Origin of the sequence: Streptomyces flaveolus, assembly GCF_044765825.1 — a bacterium.
GTDB classification, from domain to species: domain Bacteria; phylum Actinomycetota; class Actinomycetes; order Streptomycetales; family Streptomycetaceae; genus Streptomyces; species Streptomyces flaveolus.
In genome coordinates this window covers 54485-72893 of the sequence record NZ_JBIWKU010000015.1, presented here as the reverse complement: position 1 = coordinate 72893, position 18409 = coordinate 54485, and the positions used below count along the sequence as shown (strand labels likewise).

The following is an 18409-nucleotide window of genomic DNA, read 5'->3' as shown; positions in this document are numbered from 1 at the left end:
GGGACGACATGTCGCAGCTGAGGGTGGTCGTGTCCGGTGCCGGAATCGCCGGCCTCGCCTTCGCCGCCGCCCTGCACCGCACCGGAATCGACTGCCACGTCTACGAGCAGGCAGGCCGGCTGTCCGAGGTCGGAGCGGGGGTCCAACTGGCGCCCAACGCCACCCGGTTGCTGAACCGGCTCGGTCTGCGGGACCGCCTGCGCACCGTGGCGGTCACGCCGTCGGCGATCGAGATGCGCCGCTGGGACGACGGCACGCTGTTGCAGCGCACCGTGCTGGGCGACTCGTGCCACCGCCGTTTCGGGGCGCCCTACTACACCGTGCACCGCGCCGACCTGCAGGCCGGCCTGCTCTCCCTCGTCCCGCCCGAACGGGTGCACCTCGGTGCCCGCTGCGTGGCCGTGACACAGGACGACGGGGAGGCACGGCTGCACCTGTCCGACGGCACGACGGTCGCGGCGGACCTGGTGGTGGGAGCCGACGGCATCCACTCGGTCGCGCGGGAGCAGATCGTGGCCGACCGGCCGCGGTACTCGGGGCAGACCATCTACCGCGGGCTGGTGCCCGCGGAGCGGGTGCCGCATCTGCTCTCCCCGCCCGGGGTGCGGCTGTGGTTCGGACCGGACCAGCACTGTGTGTGCTATCCGGTGTCGTCCGGCCGGCAGGTGAGCTTCGGAGCGACCGTCCCCGGCTCCGACTGGCAGGAGGAGTCCTGGTCGGCGCGGGGTGACGTGGCCGACCTCGCGGCCGCGTACGCGGGCTGGCACGAGGACGTCACCCGGTTGATCGCGGCGGCCGGGACGGTCGGCCGCTGGGCGCTGCACGACCGCGACGGCATCGACCGGCTCAGCTCGGGTCGGGTGACCGTGATCGGCGACGCCGCGCATCCCATGCTGCCGTTCCAGGCGCAGGGCGCCAACCAGTCGGTCGAGGACGCCGTGGTGCTCGCGGCCTGCCTGGCGGACGCAGGTCCCGCCCGGCTCGGCGCAGCCCTGCGCCGCTACGAGCGGATCCGCCTTCCCCGCACCACACGGATCCAGCGCCAGTCCCGTGAGAACGCGAAGACCTTCCACCTGTCCGACGGCGCAGAGCAGCGCCATCGTGACACCACCGCACGGACGTCCCCGGGTCTGGACCGGCACGAGTGGTTGTTCGCCTACGACGCCGAGCAGGCCGTGACCATGAGGAGCGCGTGATGGAACTGACCGGAATCGAGTCGACGGTCGCACTGGTCACCGGTGCGGCGCAGGGCATCGGCGCCGCGGTGGCGGCCACCCTGGCGGACTCGGGAGCGCGGGTCGCCGCCGTGGACCGCAACGCCGAGGCGCTCACCAGGACCGCTGAGAAGATCCGTGCCGAGGGCCGGTCGGCCCGCGCCTACCCCGTGGACGTGTGCGACAGCGAGGCGGTGGACGCGCTCGTGCGGCGCGTCGAGGACGAACTGGGTCCCATCGGGATCCTCGTCAACGCGGCCGGCGTCCTGCACACCGGCAGGGTGGCCGAACTGACGGACCGGCAGTGGCACGAGACCTTCTCGGTCAACGCGGACGGCGTGTTCCACGTCTCCCGGGCGGTGGCCCGTCGGATGGCGGCCCGGCGCCGCGGCGCGATCGTGACCGTGGCCTCCAACGCCGCCGGTGTGCCGCGCACGGAGATGGCGGCGTACGCCGCCTCGAAGGCCGCGGCCGCACAGTTCACCCGGTGTCTGGGACTGGAACTCGCCGAGTACGGCATCCGGTGCAACATCGTCTCGCCCGGCTCGACCGACACCCCCATGCTCCACGCGATGCTGGGCGACGCCGGCCTGCAACAGGTGATCGAGGGGTCGCCGGCCGCCTACCGGGTCGGTATTCCGCTGCGGAAGGTGGCCCAGCCGCGGGACGTGGCCGAGGCGGTCGCCTATCTGGTGTCCGAGCGGGCCGGACACGTGACCCTGAACGATCTGTACGTGGACGGCGGCGCCGCCCTGCACGTATGACGCCCGCGGACGAAACAGGAGGCGAACCATGGCCATGACCCCGATCCAGCCGTACCGCATGCCCGGCGCCGGCGACCTGCCGCGCGCGGCGGTGCCCTGGCGGCCGCGTCCGGACCGGACCGTCGTGCTGGTGCACGACATGCAGCGGTACTTCCTGCGAGCGTTCGCGGCCGGGCAGTCACCGCTGGCCGAGTTGGTCGCCAACGTGGCGAAGCTGCTCGCGGCGGCGCGTTCGGCCGGGGTACCGGTGATGTACACGGCCCAGCCGGGCGGCATGAGCCGCCGGGACCGTGGGCTGCTGTCCGACTTCTGGGGTCCGGGCATGGGCACCGGGGAGTCCGACCGCGGCATCGTCGACGAGGTGGCGCCCGAGCCGGGGGACACGGTGCTCACCAAGTGGCGCTACAGCGCGTTCCACCGCAGCGACCTCGAGGAACGGCTGCGGCGGTCGGGACGGGACCAGCTCGTCGTCTGCGGCGTCTACGCGCACATGGGCTGCCTGGTCACCGCCGTCGACGCGTTCAGCCGTGACATCCAGCCGTTCGTGGTCGCGGACGCGCTGGCCGACCTGACGCTGGACGACCATCTCATGGCCCTGCGCTACGCCGCGGATCGCTGCGCGGTCGCGCTGACCACGGACGACGTGCTGGGCGAGCTGACGCCGTGACCAGCCGCGCCGGCCGTCCAGCGCGAGCCTCACCGGCTTCACCCGATCGAACGGGCCGGAGCCGGAAAAAGAACCAGTCGAGCACGTGAGACGAAGGGAATCTCCTCCATGTCCGATCGCACCCAGGTCGTCGTCATCGGTGGAACGTCGGGCATAGGGCGGCACTTCGCCCAGACGTGCGCCGACCGGGACCACGACGTGGTCGTCACCGGCCGCACGGAGGACCGGGCCAAGGGGGCGGCCCACGAGGTCGGTGGGCGGACCCGCGGCCTCGCGCTGGACCTGGCCGAGCCGGACCGGGTCGCGGAGGCGCTGGCCGGCGTCGAACGTGCCGACTGGCTGGTGATAACGGCGCTCGACCGGGACTTCAACACGGTGCGCGACTACCGCCCGGCCGACGCCACGCGGCTGCTGACGGTGAAGCTCACCGGCTACACGGCGGTGCTGCACGCGCTCGCCCCACGGATGTCCGACGACAGCGCGGTCGTTCTGCTCGGCGGTCTGGCCAGCCACCGGCCCTACCCCGGCTCCACCACCGTGACGACCGCCAACGGCGGCATCGGCGCACTGGTGAGGACGCTCGCGACGGAACTGTCGCCGATCCGGGTCAATGCCCTGCACCCGAGCATCGTCGCCGACACGCCCTTCTGGAGCGACAAGCCCGCCGCCCGGGAGGCCGCCCAGACGCGTGCGCTGACCAGGCGGCCGGTGACGATGGAGGACTGCACCGACGCGATCACGTTCCTGCTGCGGAACCGGTCGGTCAACGGTGTCAACCTGAACATCGACGGAGGGGACGTGCTCATCTGACGCTCGTCGTGATCCGCCAGGATCCCCACCGGCCGGTCGCCCCCTGCCCGTGCTCCCGCTCCGCGCGGGAGTAGCGGGTGAGGTCGCGCGCGGAGAACAGGGCCATGCCCGCGGTGAGACGGGCCACCGGTACCGGGAGCCGCGCCCAGTAGAGGAGCCGGCCGTCCACGTACCACTCGGCCTGCCGGGTCTCGGGACGGTAGGCGAGGACGTAGCGGTGCTCCTGCCCCGGTTCCGTCGGCACGTCCAGGACCACGCGGTGGATGTAGTGGTCCTCGGGCCGGCTCACACCGGGAAGCGCCAGCCGTTCGACGACCGCGTACACGGTGTCGTTGGTCGCGGCGGTGTTGAGCACGACACCGGTGTCCAGGTCGAACAGGTTCACCGTGCCGAAGGCGTCGAGCAGGTCGTGGGGGATCTGGCCGTGAGTCCGCACGCCCATGTCGACCTCGAAGGCCAGCCGTCCCGTGGCCGGCACGCGAAAGCTCCGCACGGACCGGTACATCTGCTTGGCGTTGTTCTGCCTCGGGTCCGAGTCGTGGAAGCGGGTGAACGGATGGACGGTCAGCTCCAGCCGGCCGTCACCGGTGTGCACCTGTGCGTTGCGGTCCCGGTAGTGGTGTTGTGCGCCGTCGGCTCCCCTGATCGACATGACGGTCCAGCGGGCGGGGTCGAGTTCGCCGCTCGTGAAGTCGTCGTACGTCCACGTGTCCGTCTTCGGTACTGACGTCATGGGGCCACCCTCCGCGCCGTCGCCGGGACCGGACATCACCCGTTCGCGCCGTTCGCACCGGACGGCACGCCAACACGCCACGGCACACCGGGTTCCCGTGAACGAGTCATGCCCCCCACGGGGGCGCCGGCCGAGACTGCCGTACCGACTGCCCCATCAATGACGTCCTCGTTGCGACGTCCACGACAAGGAGTGTCATGGACACGATTGGCTCGCCCGTGGGCGGTGACCGCTATGTCACCGTGCACGACAGTGCCCAGTTCAAGGAGCTGCGGCGTCGATCGAACACCTTCATCACCTGGGCCTGCGTCGTCTTCTTCGGGTGGTGGTTCGTCGGAAGCGCGCTCGCCACCTTCGCCCCGGGCGTCTTCCGGCAAGGGGTGGGCGGCCCCGTGAACGTGGGCCTGCTGTTCATGGCGCTGTCGCTGGCACTCGTGGTGACGACCGCGGGGGTGTACCTGCGCCACGCCCGTACCCGGCTGGACCCCCTCAGTGACCGGATCCGGGCGGACCTGGAAGGAGACCCCCGATGAACACCGCCTTCGCCGACTCCCCGTCCCCGACGAACATGATCCTCGCCGATCCCCCACCGCCGGTGGACAACACCTGGGCCGCGCCCGCGGTCGCCATCCCCGTCGTCATCGCCGTCACCGTGGCGCTGTACTTCCTCGTGAAGGCGGCCCGCGGCGGCATACGCGACCAGGACGACTTCCTGCTCGCGGGCCGCAGGGTCGGCCCGGTACGGAACGCGCTCGCCCTGTCCTCGGCGCCCCTGATGTACTCGACGCTGTTCATCATCACCGGGCACATCGCGCTGAGCGGGTACGACGCCGCCCTGCTCATGACGGCGTTCACGATCTCCATGATGCTCGGGCTGCTGATCTTCGCCTCGCACGTGCGCAATCTCGGCGTCGCAACGCTGGGCGACCTCCTCGCCCTGCGTCTGCGCGAACGCGAGGCACGGATCGCGGCGGCCGTCGTCACCATGCTGATCTACGCCATGTTCACGGTCATCCAGATGGCCGCGATCGCGTTCATCTTCAACCGGTGGTTCGGCCTCGACTCCCTCGTCGGACTGGCCCTCATGGTCGCCGTCGTCGGCCTGATCACCGTGCTGTTCGTGTACATCGGCGGGATGCCGGGCGTCACCCGGATCCTGGTGGTCAAGGTCGTTCTGGTACTCGGCGTCGTGGCGGTGCTGACCGCTCTGGTCCTGGCCGAGTTCAACATGAACGTCGTGAGCCTGCTGGAGCGGGCGGAGGCCAACGCGGCGCCGGCGCCGGGTGGTTACGAGCTGCTGGAGCCCGGCCGCCTCTTCGGCGAGGGTGACGCCCGGTGGGTGCATCTGTCGAAGCTCTTCTGCATCGCCGTCGGGGTCGCCGCGATGCCGTTCCTCTTCATGCGCAGCTTCACGGCGACCAGCGGACGGGACGCGCGACGGTCGGCCGGCTGGGCCTCGATGATCATCGTCGGTGTGTACCTGTGCATGGGCGTCGTCGGTTTCGGTGCCGTGGCGGTCCTCGGCGCGGACAACATCGGCGTGATCAAGCCCCACCGCGACATCAGCCTGCCCAAGCTCGCGGACGAGCTCGGCGGTCCCGTGCTGGTCGGTGTGCTCGGCGCGGTCGCCGTGCTCACGGTCGCCTCGGTCTTCGCCGCCCTGCTGATCAACGCGGTCACCTGTGTCACCAAGGACATCAACGTGGTGCGTGGCCGCCGAGTGGCCCCGGCCGACGAGCTGAAGGACGTACGGCGCAACGTGGCGGTGATCGGTGTCGCCTCCGTCGTCGTGGCCGTCGCCATGCTTCCGGTGCGGACGCACATCTTCATCCCCACCTCGATCGACGTGGCCGGTGCCGCGATCCTGCCGGCCGTCGTCTACGCGCTGTTCTGGCGGCGCTTCAACACCGCCGGACTGAAGTGGACCATCTACGGGGGTATCGCCCTCACCCTGTTCATGGTCGTGTTCTCCAACGGTGTGTCGGGCGCGGAGGACGCCATCTTCGCCGACGCCGACTTCAAGTTCATCGACATCGAACCCGGCCTGATCTCGGTGCCGGCCGGTTTCCTCTTCGGCTGGACAGGCACCCTCACCAGCCGCGAGCGCAACGACGCCGCCTTCGCCGAGATGCAGGTGCGCGCCCTGACGGGGGGCCTCGTCCCCGCCCGGACGGACCGTCGGCACGGTCCCACCGACGGCGCCGACCGGCCCGGACGGACGAGCCCGGCGCCCAGCAAGGCGCCCTGAGACATCGTGAACGGTGTGGGGCGGACGCACCGCCCCACACCCCTGTGAAGGGGCAATCGTGGATCCGGTACCGGTTCTGGTCGTGGGCGCGGGCCCAGTCGGCATGGTCGCCGCTCTGGAGCTCGCCCGCCAGGGCGTTCCCTGCGTACTCGTCGACCGGGAATTCGAGACATCCGTTCATCCCAAGCTCGACTACGTCAATCCGCGGAGCATGGAGTTCTTCCGGCGCCTCGGCATCACCGACGACATCCGCTCCGCCGGTGTCGCCCCCGGACACCGGGCCGACGTGATCTGGTCGACCGGGCTCGCCGGCGAGCCGATCACCTCGTGGGAGCTCCCCTCGGTGGCCGAGGAGCGACAGCGCATCGCCGAAGTCAACGACGGCACCCAGCCCACCGAACCCGGCCAGCGCATCTCCCAGATCGACCTGGAGCCGGTCCTGCGGTTCCACTGCCGGCGCAATCCGCTCATCGAGCTGCGCCGCGGCCTGCGCTTCGACTCCCTCACCCAGGACGGCGACGGAGTCACCAGCCATCTCGTCGACGTGCTGACCGACGACGAGATCCGGCTGCGCTCCCAGTACGTGATCGGGTGCGACGGCGCGTCGAGCCAGGTCCGCGCGGCGCTGGGCATCGGGGAGGAGAGCTTCGACGTCCCCGGGCTCCCGGGCGCGTTCATGGTGCACTTCAAGAGCCGCGACCTGGACACCCTGCATCGGCACGGGCGGTTCTGGCACTACTTCGCCTTCCGGTACGTCATCATCGCCCAGGACGAGGTCGACACCTGGACCGCGCACGTCAACGGCCTGCGTCCGGACGAGTTCGACACTCCGCCGGCTGATCCGGCCGCCTTCCTGCTCGACACCATGCGGACCGAGCTGAAGATCGACAAGGTGCTCCTGACCTCACGCTGGCGTCCCGGCTTCATGATCGCCAGTCGTTATCGCAGCGGTCGGGTGCTCCTCGCCGGGGACTCCGCGCACCGCATGTTCCCGACCGGCGCATACGGAATGAACACCGGCATCGGCGACGCGGCCGACGCCGCCTGGAAGATCGCGGCTCTGGTCAACGGCTTCGGCGGCCCCGTGCTGCTCGACAGCTACGAGGCGGAACGCCGCCCGGTCGGGCTGCGCACCATGCACACGTCCCGGCGCCATCTCGCCGTGCACCTCGAGGCCGGGGAGATGCTGCGCGGCGGCGCCTCGACGGCGGCCGTGGCCTCCTATCTGCAGGCCGAGCGGGGAGAGAACGAGTACCGGGGGATCGAGCTGGGCCACCGGTACAACGACTCGCCCGTGGTCTGCCACGACGACGAGCCCGAACCCCCGTACACGCCCCGCGCGTACACGCCCACGTCCTGGCCCGGCGGACGCCCGCCGAGCCTTCTCCTCAAGGACGGAACCGCGCTCTACGACCACTTCGCACCGTGCTTCACCCTCGTCGACTTCGCCGGCGACGGCAGGGGCGAAGCGCTGCTCGAAGCGGCGGCCGCCCAGGGCCTGCCGGTCGGCCACACCGTGGTGAACGACGCCCTGGCGCGGCGCGCCTGGGAACGCGACCTCGTCCTGGTCAGGCCCGACCATCACGTGGCCTGGCGCGGCAACGAGGTCCCCAAGGACCCGGCTTCCGTCGTCCGGCGGGTGCGCGGCGCGGTCCGGGACGTCCGGTGAGATGACGCCGGGCCGGTGACCGGCCCGCACCCGGCGGGCCGGTCACCGGCCGGGAATGCCGTGAAGGCGGGCCGGAGCGGCGCGAAGACGTGATGTGTGCGCGAGCACCGGCAAGCCACGCTGTGCGCATACGTCTCGGTCGGGTGGGCGGCCGCGGCGCGGCAGGGCCCGGCCGTGCGGGCACCAGCTCTTCCGGCAACCGGTCGGCATCGTTCTCGCGGTCCCCCCGGGGGTACGCCTCGCTGATCTCTCGACGGGAGCACTCATGACGCGATTCAGCTCTACGGCGGACATCGCCCGCCCCGGACCGTGGGAGGACCTGCCCGCGGCCCAGCAGCCGGACTGGCGCGATCACGCCGCCCGTCCCGCGGTCTGCGCGCGGCTGGCATCGGCTGCGCCCCTGGTGACGGCCGACGAGGTGCGGGAACTGCGGCAGACGCTCTCGGACCTGACGACGACCGGCGCGCTCCTGCTCCAACTGGGCGACTGCGCCGAGAGCTTCTTCGAATGCACGCCCCGGCACGTGGAGCGGAAGCTGCGCGTCGTCGACCGGCTGGCGGACAGCCTCGGCGAACTGACGGGCCGCAGTGTCGTCCGGGTCGGCCGTATGGGCGGGCAGTTCGCCAAACCGAGGTCGCGGGCCACCGAGTCGCACGGTTCGGCCGACATCCCCTCCTTCCGCGGACACATGATCAATTCGGAGATCGCCACCCCGGCGGCCCGGCAGCCCGAACCACTGCGCATGGCGTGGGCCTACGACGCCAGCGCCGAGGTGCAGCGGGTGATGCGGGCGCACCGCGGGGACCGCGCCCGTACGCCGGCCGGACAGGGCCCCTGGTCCAGCCACGAGGCCCTGGTCATCGACTACGAGTCCCGACTGGTCCGCCACGACATCGGGACGGACGAGCTGTACCTGTCCTCGACCCACCTGCCCTGGGTGGGCGAGCGGACCCGTGAACCGGAGGGCGCGCACGTATCGTTGCTGTCCCGCGTGGTCAATCCGGTGGGCTGCAAGATCGGTCCTGCCGCGGACCCGGACGAGATTCTGCGGGTGTGCGAAGCGCTCGATCCGCACCGCGAGCCCGGCCGCCTGGTTCTCATCCCGCGGATGGGACGGGACGGCATCCGCGAGGCGCTGCCGCCGATCGTCCGCCGTGTGGCCAACGCGGGACACCCGGTGATCTGGCTGTGCGACCCCATGCACGGCAACACGGTGACGTCCCGCTCCGGCCTGAAAACACGTCACCTCACCGATGTGATCGGCGAGGCGGTGCGATTCCGCGACATTCTCCAGGAGAGCCGCCGGCAGGCCGCTGGACTCCATATCGAGGTCGCGGCGGACGACGTGACGGAATGCATCGGCGGCTCGGTGGAGAGCGAGGATCACCTCACCGGCCACTACACCTCTTTGTGCGATCCGCGCCTCAATCCCGACCAGGCCTTGGAACTCATCGAGGCATGGGCGAAATGAGCGGTGCCGATTCACGGACGACACCCCGGCGGTCCAGCGCCGGTACGGCTACTACTCGATCGAGCAGTGGACGTGCCGAAGCGGGACCGGATAGCGTCCCAGCTTATTCCGGGGCAATTGACGGAGCGTCAGAATGCCGATCGAAAGGAAATTACCGGTGACGAAATTGAGGCGGCCGCGGAGCCGGCGCCTGGGATACACGGTGACCATCGCCACCGCGGCGGCCTTGGTGGCTTCGCTGACCAGTGCCGCGCCGGCGGCCCCGCGGCAGGCGGCACCCGGAATCGACCTCGATCACGGGAACGCCCTGATCCAGGTGGTGTACCCGAAGTTCCAGCGCGTGTCGCGCGACGAGAGCTCCGGACGTTCGGTGTCGCTGACGGTCGACCACGCCATCCTCATCGAGATGCCCTGGTTCGACGCCATCGCGCCGTACCACCCGACGGCGAAGGGCATCTTCTCGGACCTCGGGCGCCGTCCGGAGGCGGAACGGACGACGCGCAACAAGAACATAGCCGTCATCTACGCGGCGTACACGTCGCTCAGCACAGTCCTCCCGCAGTACAAGTCCCGTTGGATCGAGATGATGGAGTCGGCGGGGCTCGACCCCGACGACACCGCGGAAGACCCCACGACGCCGAGCGGCATCGGCATCCTCGCCGCCAAGAACGCCATGAAGGCGCGCCTGCACGACGGCTCCAACCGGTACGGCGACGAAGGCGGCCGTCAGTACAACCGGAAGCCGTACAGCGACTACACCGGCTACCGGCCGGTCAACACCGCGGAGCGGCTGCGCGATCCTTCCCGCTGGCAGCCGGGCGTGACCTCGGTGAACAACGTCTACCGGGTCCAGCAGTTCGCGACCCCCTATTACGGCCGGGTCAAGCCGTTCACGTTCGACGACCCCAGCCAGTTCGAGGTGTCTCCGCCGACCAGCAGCAACCACCGCAATCGCGGTGCCTACAAGCGCCAGGCCGACGAGGTGCTGAAGGCTTCGACGGGTCTCGACGACCGCAAGAAGATGAGTGCCGAACTCTTCAACGACAAGGTCGTGACGTTCGGGACCGTGGCGGGCACTCCGGTGGTCACTCACGGCAACTACGACATCGAGAAGATGGTGCAGTACATCACCTCCTCCGATGTGGCCTTCATCGATTCCACCATCGCCACCTGGCACTTCAAGCGGAAGTTCGACTCGGTCCGGCCGTTCAGCGCGGTCCGGCACGTCTACGGGGACAGGGAGATCACCGCCTGGGGCGGCCCCGGGGCCGGCACGGTCGACGACATCACCGGAAACGAGTGGCAGGGCTACCTGAGCGGGCGGTCCGCCGACGCCCCCGAGTACCCGTCGGCCAGCTCCGCCCTCTGCCTGGCCTTCAGCCAGCAGGTGCGGCGGTTCACGGGCACCGACAAGGCCGACATCAACTACCCGGTCGCGAAGGGCTCCTCGCTCATCGAACCGGGCGTCACGCCGGCCAACGACATGACGCTGCACTGGGACAACTGGACCGACTTCGCCCGGGACTGCGGTGAGAGCAGGGTCTGGGGCGGCGAGAACTTCCCCGCCTCGGTCGAGGCCGCGAAGCAGTACGCGCCGAAGATCGGCGACATGAGCTACACGTACGTCCAACGGAAGGTGAACGGAGGCTGAACCACTCATCACCGACCGAAACTGCCGCCGGCGTCCCCCAGGGCGTCGGCGGCAGCCTGCTGCCGTCACCTACGGGCGACTTTCCGTGACACCTTGTCAGCAGGATATGGGTAGAGGAGTCGAGGCCGGACGGGTTAAGGTCACGGCTGCGCATCGAACGCACGGTCGGGGGATTCGATTCAATGATCTTTCATGCACCTCCAGTGAGTTCGTGTTCACCTGTCCCGGTGGCACCCGGCGCCCATGCGGGAGTGTCGAGCCCGTGTCCGCCTCGAAGCGGACGAGGGACGCTCCGGAGCCCGGCCACCACCGCCGGGCGCGCCCGCGGACCCAGGCCCCACGGCATCGCGTCGACGAGGTCCCGGACGACCGGTGGCGTCCGTCCCGGCCGGTGGACACCCGTCCACGACGAGTGACCGGGCGCAGGCGTCGCTCACCAGCCGGGCGCCAGGGGGACCCGGCGGCCGCGGCCGCGGAGTTGGACGGCCGGGACACCACCCCCCTGTCCGGACACCGGCCGGCCGGCACACATGACCGGTTGCGCCGGCTCTCGACTCAGGCCTTCCTTGGGGGACACTCCGATGACCTACGCCCTTCCCTGTCCAGCGGCGGCGAAGACGTGCTCCGTGCTCGTGTCCGATCCCGACCTGGCCGCCCGAGCAGTACTGGCGGCGGTGATCGGAGCCACCCCCGAGCTGGACCTGGTCGGCGAGGCGGCGGATGCGGACGAGACGATAGCTCGGGCCGGCCAGACCCACCCCGACCTGGTGCTCCTGGGGGCGGCCGGACCGGACCTGGTCACCGTGACCAGGTGCCTGCTCGCCGCCGCCGATCCTCCCAAGGTGATCGTTCTGGCCCTGCCCGGACAGGGGGAGCACTGCCGCGAGGCGCTCGCGGCCGGGGCTTCCGGGCTGCTTCTGCGGGACGCGCCGGCCGAGGAGCTGCTGTGCGCCATCTCCGCGGTCTCCTCGGGATACGTGCTCATGGCCCCCGACTTCGCCGCCCCGGCGATCGGGCAGGGCTCCCGCGCGGACGCGCTGACGGCGTCACCGGCGGCTCCGGCGGCGGTGACGCCGCGACAGGGGCGGGAGTCGGTGCGACGGGTGGTCGCGGCGGACAACCGGCTGCTCGCGCAGGACGTGCACGATGTGCTCGGACGCACCCTCGCCGCGATCAATCGCAAGGGCGAGCTCGCCGTCCGTCTCCTCACCACCCAGCCGGACCGGGCGCGGGCCGAGCTGGAGACCGTACTGGAGCTCGCGCGTCGCTCGATGACCGAGGTCCGGGCCCTGGTCGGCGGCTACCGCCTGAGCGACCTGGCCACCGAGATCAACGGGGTGCGCCGCGACCTGGAAACCCTGGGCACGCGGGTGGAGGTCACGCGCACCCGGGTCGCACTGCCGCGACCGGTCCAGGAGGTGTTCGGCTGGGTGGTCCGGGAGGCGGGCACCAATGTCATCCGGCACAGCGAAGCCGGGTACTGCTCGATCGAGGTCTGGATCCGCGGCCGCACCGCTCGCCTGCGGATCTCCAACGACGGCGCCCGGCCCCGCGCCTCGGCCTCCGGGAGCGGGCTCGTCGGCCTGACGGCGCGGCTGCGGGCCGAGGGCGGCACGCTCGCGCACGGTCCGGGCCCTGGTTCGACCTATCACGTCGAAGCATCCGTACCCGTCCGTCACAGCGACTTCTGGAGGGAAGATGGCGATCAAGCTGGTCCTGGCCGAGGACGAGGCCCTCACCAGGGAAGCCCTCACTGAACTTCTCCAACTGTCCGGGGACATCGATGTGATCGCCCACACCGGGCGGGGCGACAGGGTGGCCGGGCTGGTGAAGGAGCACGGGGCAGGAATCGCCCTGGTTGACGTGCACATGCCTGGCATGAACGGGATCGAGGTCGCCGAGCAGCTGCACCGGGAGCGGCCCGGCTTCCCCTTGGTGATCCTCACCTGCGAGGTGCGGCCCGGGCACCTGCAGCGGGCGCTGAAGGCCGGGGTCCGCGGCATCCTGACCAAGGAGACCTCGATCTGCGAATTGAGACGGGTGATCCGTGAAGTGCACGCGGGCGGCCACCACTTGCCGCCCGAGCTGATCGCGGAAATGGTGGCCGCCGGGGAGAACCCCCTCACGGTCCGCGAAGCCGAGATCCTGAAGGTGGCCGAGGACGGCCGCCCGCTCAGCGCCATCGCGTCCCAGCTGCATCTGAGCCCGGGAACGGTCCGCAACCACATCCACTCCGCCATCCACAAGCTGAAGGCGACGAACAGGGTCGGGGCCGTGCTGGCCGCGTCGCGGGCCGGCTGGATCTGAGCACCGGCCGCGCACGCGGCCGAGGCGTCGCCGCAGGGGGTCCCCGGCCACCGCGGAGCCGGTCCCGCGGCCCCTCAGCCGGCGGTGGCGGGCCGGATCAGGGCTGTGACGCGGCTCCGCCGTCCCCAGGCGACCGTGACGCTGAGCACGAGGAGGAACAGCGCCAGCAGGGAGAAGTCGTCGATGACGAGGTTGGTGATCATTGCCCCGGTCATCAGGCCGGCCAGCCCCAGAGCGGCGAGGCCGACCAGGCGCGGGACGAGCAGCCCGGACACGCCGACGAGTTCCACGACGCCGACGAAGTACCTGAGCCACTGCCCGGCTCCGATGTTCTCGAAGGCCGCCACCATCTCCGCGGCGCCGGCGAGCTTCGCGAGGCCGGCGGCGAGGAAGACAAGCACGAGAAGTGCCTGACACACCCATAAGACGATGCTCGCGGTCCGTCCTGCTCCCTTACCCGGCGACCTTTTCGGTTCGCTCATCCAAGCCCCCGGTTCCTTGGCAATTGGGTGCGTCCGGAAAACTGACTCCTGGACGATAGCCCGCGACAATTCAGCGGGTCAATAATCGCACATTGAACATATCCGGAATCCTCGCCTCGAATAGGCCGGCCGCCGGTGAGGGGCGGCCGGTTCCTGTGCGGGAACACCGACGACAAAGCGGGAGTCGAGCCGGAGTGCTGCGTTTGCGGTAGTCGACTGCTCCGGCGGCAGACGCCACCCCGGGCCGATACCGCTCCGACGGTAGGCGGAACGGATACTCCGGCATGACGAATTGCGACCGGCCGGTTCCTAGGCTGCCGTCAGTACACAGTCAGGGAAACCGAAGGGAACCCCCATGTCCGTCCGTCGCTCGCTCCTCGCTGTCGCAGCCGCTGTGACCACGGGATTCGTCCTCGCCGCGCCGGCGGCCGCCAACGTCATGGCCGCCGACGGCGACGACGGTGGCTCCGGGCGGGGCCCTTCCCTCGCGGCCCTGGTCGTGGCAGTGATCAGCGTGGTCCTCGGCGTCCGGGCCCTGCGCGCGGCCGGCCGTGGTGCCGGCAACGCGCGCGGCGGGGCCATCGCGGGAGTGGCGGTGGGGGCGGTCGGCGTGATCATCGGCGGGATCGCCCTGGCCGTCGCGGACGGCGGTGTCGGCAACGGCTCCGGCACGGGCGGCGCTGTCGTGGCCATGGTCGTGGGGCTGGCCGGCGTGGTACTCGGGGCGCTGGCGCTGTCCCGGTCCCGACGCGCCGTCGCCTGAACCGGCCCGCGGCACTCCCCGGCCGACCGGAAACCGCCGACACCGGCGGCCCGGTCGGCTTTTCGCTGCCCGCCGGCGCCCGCCGGCGGGTCCGTCCCGGCCCGTGCCTCAACGCAGACGATCAGCAGGACGCGCCGAGACCGGCGCGTCCTTCGCCGTGGTCCACCCGCGGCCGCGTGCCGGGCAGGACCGCCGAGGCTGTCGACCGGCCTCGGCCGGATGCGTCCCGGGTCGGGACCGGGGCGCGCCCGGAACGTTCTCGCGCGTGACCTTCGCTGCCGCAAGACCGATACTGCCGGGAGAACCACCGGCCGAACCTCGCCCGACCGTTCGACCGACCTGACGATCCTGACCAGCACGAAGCAGGTCGAGGACCTGCCTGCTGCCTTCCCAGGAGGTACCCGTGAAGATGCTCATCAACGTCCCGGAGACCGTGGTCGCGGACGCGTTGCGGGGTATGGCCGCCGCCCATCCCGAGCTGACCGTGGATGTCGAGAACCGGGTGATCGTGCGGCGGGACGCCCCCGTGAGCGGAAAGGTCGCCCTGGTGTCCGGGGGCGGGTCGGGGCACGAGCCGCTGCACGGCGGGTTCGTGGGGCCGGGGATGCTGGCGGCGGCCTGTCCGGGCGAGGTGTTCACCTCGCCGGTGCCGGATCAGATGGTGCACGCCGCGGCGGCCGTGGACAGCGGGGCCGGCGTGCTGTTCGTCGTCAAGAACTACACCGGTGACGTGCTCAACTTCGACATGGCCGCCGAACTGGCCGAGGACGAGGGCATCCGGGTCGCGAAGGTGCTGGTCAACGATGACGTGGCGGTGACGGACAGCCTGTACACGGCGGGGCGTCGCGGCACGGGTGCCACGCTGTTCGTGGAGAAGATCGCGGGCGCCGCGGCGGAGGAGGGCCGTCCGCTGGAGCAGGTGGAGGCGATCGCCCGACGGGTCAGCGACAGCTCCCGGAGCTTCGGTGTCGCGCTCAGCGCCGTCACCACGCCGGCCAAGGGCAGCCCCACCTTCGACCTGCCCGCCGGTGAACTGGAGCTCGGCATCGGCATCCACGGCGAGCCCGGCCGGGAGCGTCGGCCGATGATGACCTCGGGCGAGATCGCCGAGGCCGCCGTGGACGCGGTGGTGACCGACCTCGGCCCCCGCAATCCCGTACTGGTCCTCGTCAACGGCATGGGCGCCACGCCGCTGCTGGAGCTGTACGGCTTCAACGCCGAGGTGCAGCGCGTGCTCGGCCAGCGCGGTGTCGCCGTCGCCCGCACCCTCGTCGGCAATTACGTGACCTCCCTCGACATGGCCGGCGCCTCGGTCTCCCTGTGCGAGATCGACGAGGAGCTGCTCGGCCTGTGGGACGCGCCGGTGAGGACGCCCGGGCTGCGCTGGGGCATGTGACGGTGGACGGGGAAGGGATCGGAACATACCTACCAGACAAGGAGATCCTGTGCTCGACGCCGACTTCTTCCGCCGTTGGATGACGGCGACCGCCGCGCTGGTCGACCGCGAGGCGGAACGGCTCACCGCCCTCGACTCGCCCATCGGCGACGCCGACCACGGCAGCAATCTCCAGCGCGGGTTCACGGCCGTGACGGCCACGCTGGAGAAAGAGGCACCCGACACGCCCGGCGCGGTCCTGATGCTCGCCGGGCGGCAGCTCATCTCGACGGTCGGCGGCGCCTCGGGACCGTTGTACGGCACGCTGCTTCGCCGCACCGGCAAGGCGCTCGGCGACAGCGCCGAGGTGAGCGAGGAGCAGCTGGCCGAGGCCTTGCGGACGGGGGTGGACGCGGTCCGGACACTCGGGGGCGCCGCACCCGGCGACAAGACGATGATCGACGCCCTGGTGCCGGCCGTGGACGCCCTCGGTGACTCGTTCGCCGCGGCCGGCGCCGCCGCCGAGGAGGGCGCCGAGGCGACCACGCCGTTGCAGGCCCGCAAGGGCAGGGCGAGTTATCTGGGCGAGCGCAGCATCGGGCACCAGGATCCCGGTGCCACGTCGGCGGCGCTGCTGATCGCGGCGCTCGAGGAGGCATCCGGTGAGTGACGAGAAGCTGGTCGGGATCGTGCTGGTGTCGCACAGTGCCGAGGTCGCGGCGTCCGTGGCCGAGCTGACGAAGGCCCTGTCGGGTGGGGGCGTGGCGGTGCCGGTTGCTCCGGCGGGCGGCACCGCGGCCGGCGGGTTCGGCACCAGCTCCGAGCTGGTGTCCGCGGCCGCCGCGTCCGTGGACCGGGGCGCGGGCGTCGCCGTCCTCACCGACCTGGGTAGCGCGGTGCTCACCGTCAAGGCCCTGTTGGCCGAGGGCGACGAGCTGCCGGACAACACCCGTCTGATCGACGCCCCGTTCGTCGAGGGCGCGGTGGCCGCGGTCGTCACGGCGGCGACGGGCGCCGACCTGGCGGCGGTGGAGGCGGCGGCAGCCGAGGCGTACTCCTACCGGAAGGTGTAGCGCGCCGGGAAAGGCGGCGGCTCGGCGCGCGCCGCCGCCGGTGGCCGGCCGAGCGGACCGACGTGCCGGGGCGGGCGGTCGTCACCCCGGCCGCTCAGTCGCCGTCGGCGAACTCCCGGGCCAGCCGCTCCCCCGTCCGCTCGGTGGCGGCCGTGTCCTCGATGGGCTCGGTCCCGGTGTCCTTGAAGACGATGTACGTCACCCCGGAGGCGACGCCGCCGGTGCTCGGGTCGGCGGGGACGCCGAGCGCCTTGGCGGCCGCGTAGGACGCCTCGCCGATGATGTCGCGCGGGCCGATGTCGCCGACGACCGCGTACCCCACCCGGTCCCCGTGGACGACGGCCACGACCGAGCCGCCGTGCACGCCGTCCGCCCGGTGGTCCCAGATGCCGCTGGGCCGGGGCACGACGACGTAGGGCAGTTTCTCCGCGTCCAGCGGGCCGCCGTCGGAGCGCGTGTAGGCCGTGGCGGGGGTGAAGTGCGGGTCGGTGCGGGCGTTGCAGCGGGCGCCGCGCCGGCCGTCGCAGTCGATGTCCAGGTCGGCCTTCCAGAACACGGCGTCCCGGGTGCCGCAGACCGGGATGTCCGCCCGGGCCCCCGCGTCACTGCGGTAGCGGCCGTGCGAGACGGGGGCGCAGTCCCGGGTCCTGGCCAGCAGTTCCGCGGCGCTGACGGGTCCCTGGGGTGTTCCGTCCGCGGTTCGGCCACCCGCGTCCGGGCCGGGCACGGGCCGGACCCCGGACCTGGAGCCGGCCTGGCGTTCCGGCCTGAGGCGGGCCGCGGTCTCGGCCGCGGCCACCGCCCGGGACCGGGAGGCGGCCTCGGGCCCGGGCCGGACCTGGGACTGCGGGCCCGGCCGGGGCGGCAAGGGTGCGGCGGGGACCGCCGTGGGGGCGAGCAGGGCGGCGCTGGCCGCGACCAGTGTCAGCGACTGGACACGCACGTTGTGGCCTCTCCTGGGGGACATGGGCGGACACTCGGCCCCATGTGTCCCCGGATCGGGCCGTCTGACCACCATCACAGGGCCAGACGGTGCACACCCGGGCGTGCGACCAGGGGGTGTCGTTCGGATCAGGCCGACTCCGGGCAGCGGTGCCTTGCAACCGACCCGAGTGCCGGACCCCGCGCCCCCGGCACGATCCGCACGACACCCCCTGAGGGCGGGCGGGCCGGGTCCGGTAC

Annotated in this window: 18 protein-coding genes; 15 read left to right on the top strand and 3 right to left on the bottom strand. The window is 71.4% G+C overall.

Annotation, left to right across the window (positions count from 1 at the left end):
• Positions 1 to 8 precede the first annotated feature (8 nt).
• The 4 genes from ACIRG6_RS33740 (at position 9) to ACIRG6_RS33725 (ending at position 3455) form a co-directional block, all read left to right on the top strand.
• Entirely contained in the window at positions 9 to 1196 is a 1188-nt protein-coding gene (locus tag ACIRG6_RS33740; protein WP_364823917.1) for an FAD-dependent monooxygenase, read from the top strand.
• Positions 1196 to 1978, top strand: coding sequence for a 2,3-dihydro-2,3-dihydroxybenzoate dehydrogenase (locus ACIRG6_RS33735; protein WP_364823914.1), 783 nt, complete (start codon positions 1196 to 1198; stop codon positions 1976 to 1978). The genes ACIRG6_RS33740 and ACIRG6_RS33735 overlap by 1 nt, the downstream gene beginning before the upstream one ends.
• 28 nt (positions 1979 to 2006) lie before the next feature.
• Positions 2007 to 2645: an isochorismatase family protein gene (locus ACIRG6_RS33730; RefSeq protein ID WP_318217269.1), complete on the top strand. Its 639-nt coding sequence runs from the start codon at positions 2007 to 2009 to the stop codon at positions 2643 to 2645.
• A 108-nt stretch (positions 2646 to 2753) separates the two neighbouring features.
• Positions 2754 to 3455 carry an SDR family NAD(P)-dependent oxidoreductase gene (locus tag ACIRG6_RS33725; protein WP_365023857.1) on the top strand — a complete coding sequence of 234 codons (702 nt, stop codon included), beginning with the start codon at positions 2754 to 2756 and terminating at the stop codon, positions 3453 to 3455.
• On the opposite strand, the gene ACIRG6_RS33720 is transcribed toward ACIRG6_RS33725, so the two are convergent.
• Entirely contained in the window at positions 3448 to 4188 is a 741-nt protein-coding gene (locus ACIRG6_RS33720) for a DUF6081 family protein (protein ID WP_365023855.1), read from the bottom strand. The genes ACIRG6_RS33725 and ACIRG6_RS33720 overlap by 8 nt on opposite strands.
• 197 nt (positions 4189 to 4385) lie before the next feature.
• Between ACIRG6_RS33720 and ACIRG6_RS33715 the strand changes: the two genes are divergently transcribed.
• From ACIRG6_RS33715 to ACIRG6_RS33685, 7 genes are all read left to right on the top strand, one after another.
• Positions 4386 to 4721, top strand: a complete 336-nt coding sequence (locus ACIRG6_RS33715) for a DUF485 domain-containing protein (protein WP_318217272.1) — start codon at positions 4386 to 4388, stop codon at positions 4719 to 4721.
• Positions 4718 to 6436: a solute symporter family protein gene (locus ACIRG6_RS33710; RefSeq protein WP_364683692.1), complete on the top strand. Its 1719-nt coding sequence runs from the start codon at positions 4718 to 4720 to the stop codon at positions 6434 to 6436. Before ACIRG6_RS33715 ends, ACIRG6_RS33710 begins: the two co-directional genes overlap by 4 nt.
• Before the next feature lie 58 nt (positions 6437 to 6494).
• Positions 6495 to 8105, top strand: coding sequence for an FAD-dependent monooxygenase (locus tag ACIRG6_RS33705; protein WP_364823909.1), 1611 nt, complete (start codon positions 6495 to 6497; stop codon positions 8103 to 8105).
• 265 nt (positions 8106 to 8370) lie between these two features.
• Complete coding sequence (locus ACIRG6_RS33700; RefSeq protein WP_364683696.1) at positions 8371 to 9576, top strand: 3-deoxy-7-phosphoheptulonate synthase; 1206 nt, start codon at positions 8371 to 8373, stop codon at positions 9574 to 9576.
• 202 nt (positions 9577 to 9778) lie between these two features.
• On the top strand, positions 9779 to 11227 hold the full coding sequence (locus ACIRG6_RS33695; RefSeq protein WP_364823904.1) for a DUF6851 domain-containing protein: 1449 nt from the start codon (positions 9779 to 9781) through the stop codon (positions 11225 to 11227).
• A 581-nt stretch (positions 11228 to 11808) separates the two neighbouring features.
• Entirely contained in the window at positions 11809 to 12984 is a 1176-nt protein-coding gene (locus ACIRG6_RS33690; protein WP_403325465.1) for a histidine kinase, read from the top strand.
• Positions 12926 to 13534, top strand: a complete 609-nt coding sequence (locus tag ACIRG6_RS33685) for a response regulator transcription factor (protein WP_350723107.1) — start codon at positions 12926 to 12928, stop codon at positions 13532 to 13534. Before ACIRG6_RS33690 ends, ACIRG6_RS33685 begins: the two co-directional genes overlap by 59 nt.
• A 74-nt stretch (positions 13535 to 13608) precedes the next feature.
• Here ACIRG6_RS33685 and ACIRG6_RS33680 read toward each other — a convergent pair whose 3' ends face one another.
• Entirely contained in the window at positions 13609 to 14016 is a 408-nt protein-coding gene (locus ACIRG6_RS33680; protein WP_318217279.1) for a DoxX family protein, read from the bottom strand.
• A 355-nt stretch (positions 14017 to 14371) separates the two neighbouring features.
• Here ACIRG6_RS33680 and ACIRG6_RS33675 point away from each other — a divergent pair, with 355 nt between their 5' ends.
• From ACIRG6_RS33675 to ACIRG6_RS33660, 4 genes are all read left to right on the top strand, one after another.
• Positions 14372 to 14779, top strand: a complete 408-nt coding sequence (locus ACIRG6_RS33675; RefSeq protein ID WP_364683704.1) for a DUF6223 family protein — start codon at positions 14372 to 14374, stop codon at positions 14777 to 14779.
• 403 nt (positions 14780 to 15182) lie between these two features.
• Positions 15183 to 16175 (top strand): dihydroxyacetone kinase subunit DhaK, encoded by a 993-nt coding sequence (gene dhaK / locus ACIRG6_RS33670; protein ID WP_364823897.1) that lies wholly within the window; start codon positions 15183 to 15185, stop codon positions 16173 to 16175.
• Between the two features lie 49 nt (positions 16176 to 16224).
• Complete coding sequence (dhaL, locus tag ACIRG6_RS33665; RefSeq protein WP_350723114.1) at positions 16225 to 16824, top strand: dihydroxyacetone kinase subunit DhaL; 600 nt, start codon at positions 16225 to 16227, stop codon at positions 16822 to 16824.
• Positions 16817 to 17227: a PTS-dependent dihydroxyacetone kinase phosphotransferase subunit DhaM gene (locus tag ACIRG6_RS33660; RefSeq protein ID WP_318217283.1), complete on the top strand. Its 411-nt coding sequence runs from the start codon at positions 16817 to 16819 to the stop codon at positions 17225 to 17227. The genes dhaL and ACIRG6_RS33660 overlap by 8 nt, the downstream gene beginning before the upstream one ends.
• 94 nt (positions 17228 to 17321) lie before the next feature.
• Here the strand turns inward: ACIRG6_RS33660 and ACIRG6_RS33655 are convergent, their stop codons facing one another.
• Positions 17322 to 18194 (bottom strand): glycoside hydrolase family 75 protein, encoded by an 873-nt coding sequence (locus ACIRG6_RS33655; RefSeq protein WP_403325460.1) that lies wholly within the window; start codon positions 18192 to 18194, stop codon positions 17322 to 17324.
• Positions 18195 to 18409 lie beyond the last annotated feature (215 nt).

Coding starts and splice junctions, on each gene's coding strand:
- ACIRG6_RS33735 (WP_364823914.1), top strand. CDS start 1,196: ATGGAACTGACCGGAATCGAGTCGACGGTCGCACTGGTCACCGGTGCG.
- ACIRG6_RS33730 (WP_318217269.1), top strand. CDS start 2,007: ATGGCCATGACCCCGATCCAGCCGTACCGCATGCCCGGCGCCGGCGAC.
- ACIRG6_RS33655 (WP_403325460.1), bottom strand. CDS start 18,194: ATGTCCCCCAGGAGAGGCCACAACGTGCGTGTCCAGTCGCTGACACTG.
- ACIRG6_RS33690 (WP_403325465.1), top strand. CDS start 11,809: ATGACCTACGCCCTTCCCTGTCCAGCGGCGGCGAAGACGTGCTCCGTG.
- ACIRG6_RS33740 (WP_364823917.1), top strand. CDS start 9: ATGTCGCAGCTGAGGGTGGTCGTGTCCGGTGCCGGAATCGCCGGCCTC.
- ACIRG6_RS33725 (WP_365023857.1), top strand. CDS start 2,754: ATGTCCGATCGCACCCAGGTCGTCGTCATCGGTGGAACGTCGGGCATA.
- ACIRG6_RS33715 (WP_318217272.1), top strand. CDS start 4,386: ATGGACACGATTGGCTCGCCCGTGGGCGGTGACCGCTATGTCACCGTG.
- ACIRG6_RS33675 (WP_364683704.1), top strand. CDS start 14,372: ATGTCCGTCCGTCGCTCGCTCCTCGCTGTCGCAGCCGCTGTGACCACG.
- ACIRG6_RS33700 (WP_364683696.1), top strand. CDS start 8,371: ATGACGCGATTCAGCTCTACGGCGGACATCGCCCGCCCCGGACCGTGG.
- ACIRG6_RS33710 (WP_364683692.1), top strand. CDS start 4,718: ATGAACACCGCCTTCGCCGACTCCCCGTCCCCGACGAACATGATCCTC.
- ACIRG6_RS33720 (WP_365023855.1), bottom strand. CDS start 4,188: ATGACGTCAGTACCGAAGACGGACACGTGGACGTACGACGACTTCACG.
- ACIRG6_RS33680 (WP_318217279.1), bottom strand. CDS start 14,016: ATGAGCGAACCGAAAAGGTCGCCGGGTAAGGGAGCAGGACGGACCGCG.
- ACIRG6_RS33685 (WP_350723107.1), top strand. CDS start 12,926: ATGGCGATCAAGCTGGTCCTGGCCGAGGACGAGGCCCTCACCAGGGAA.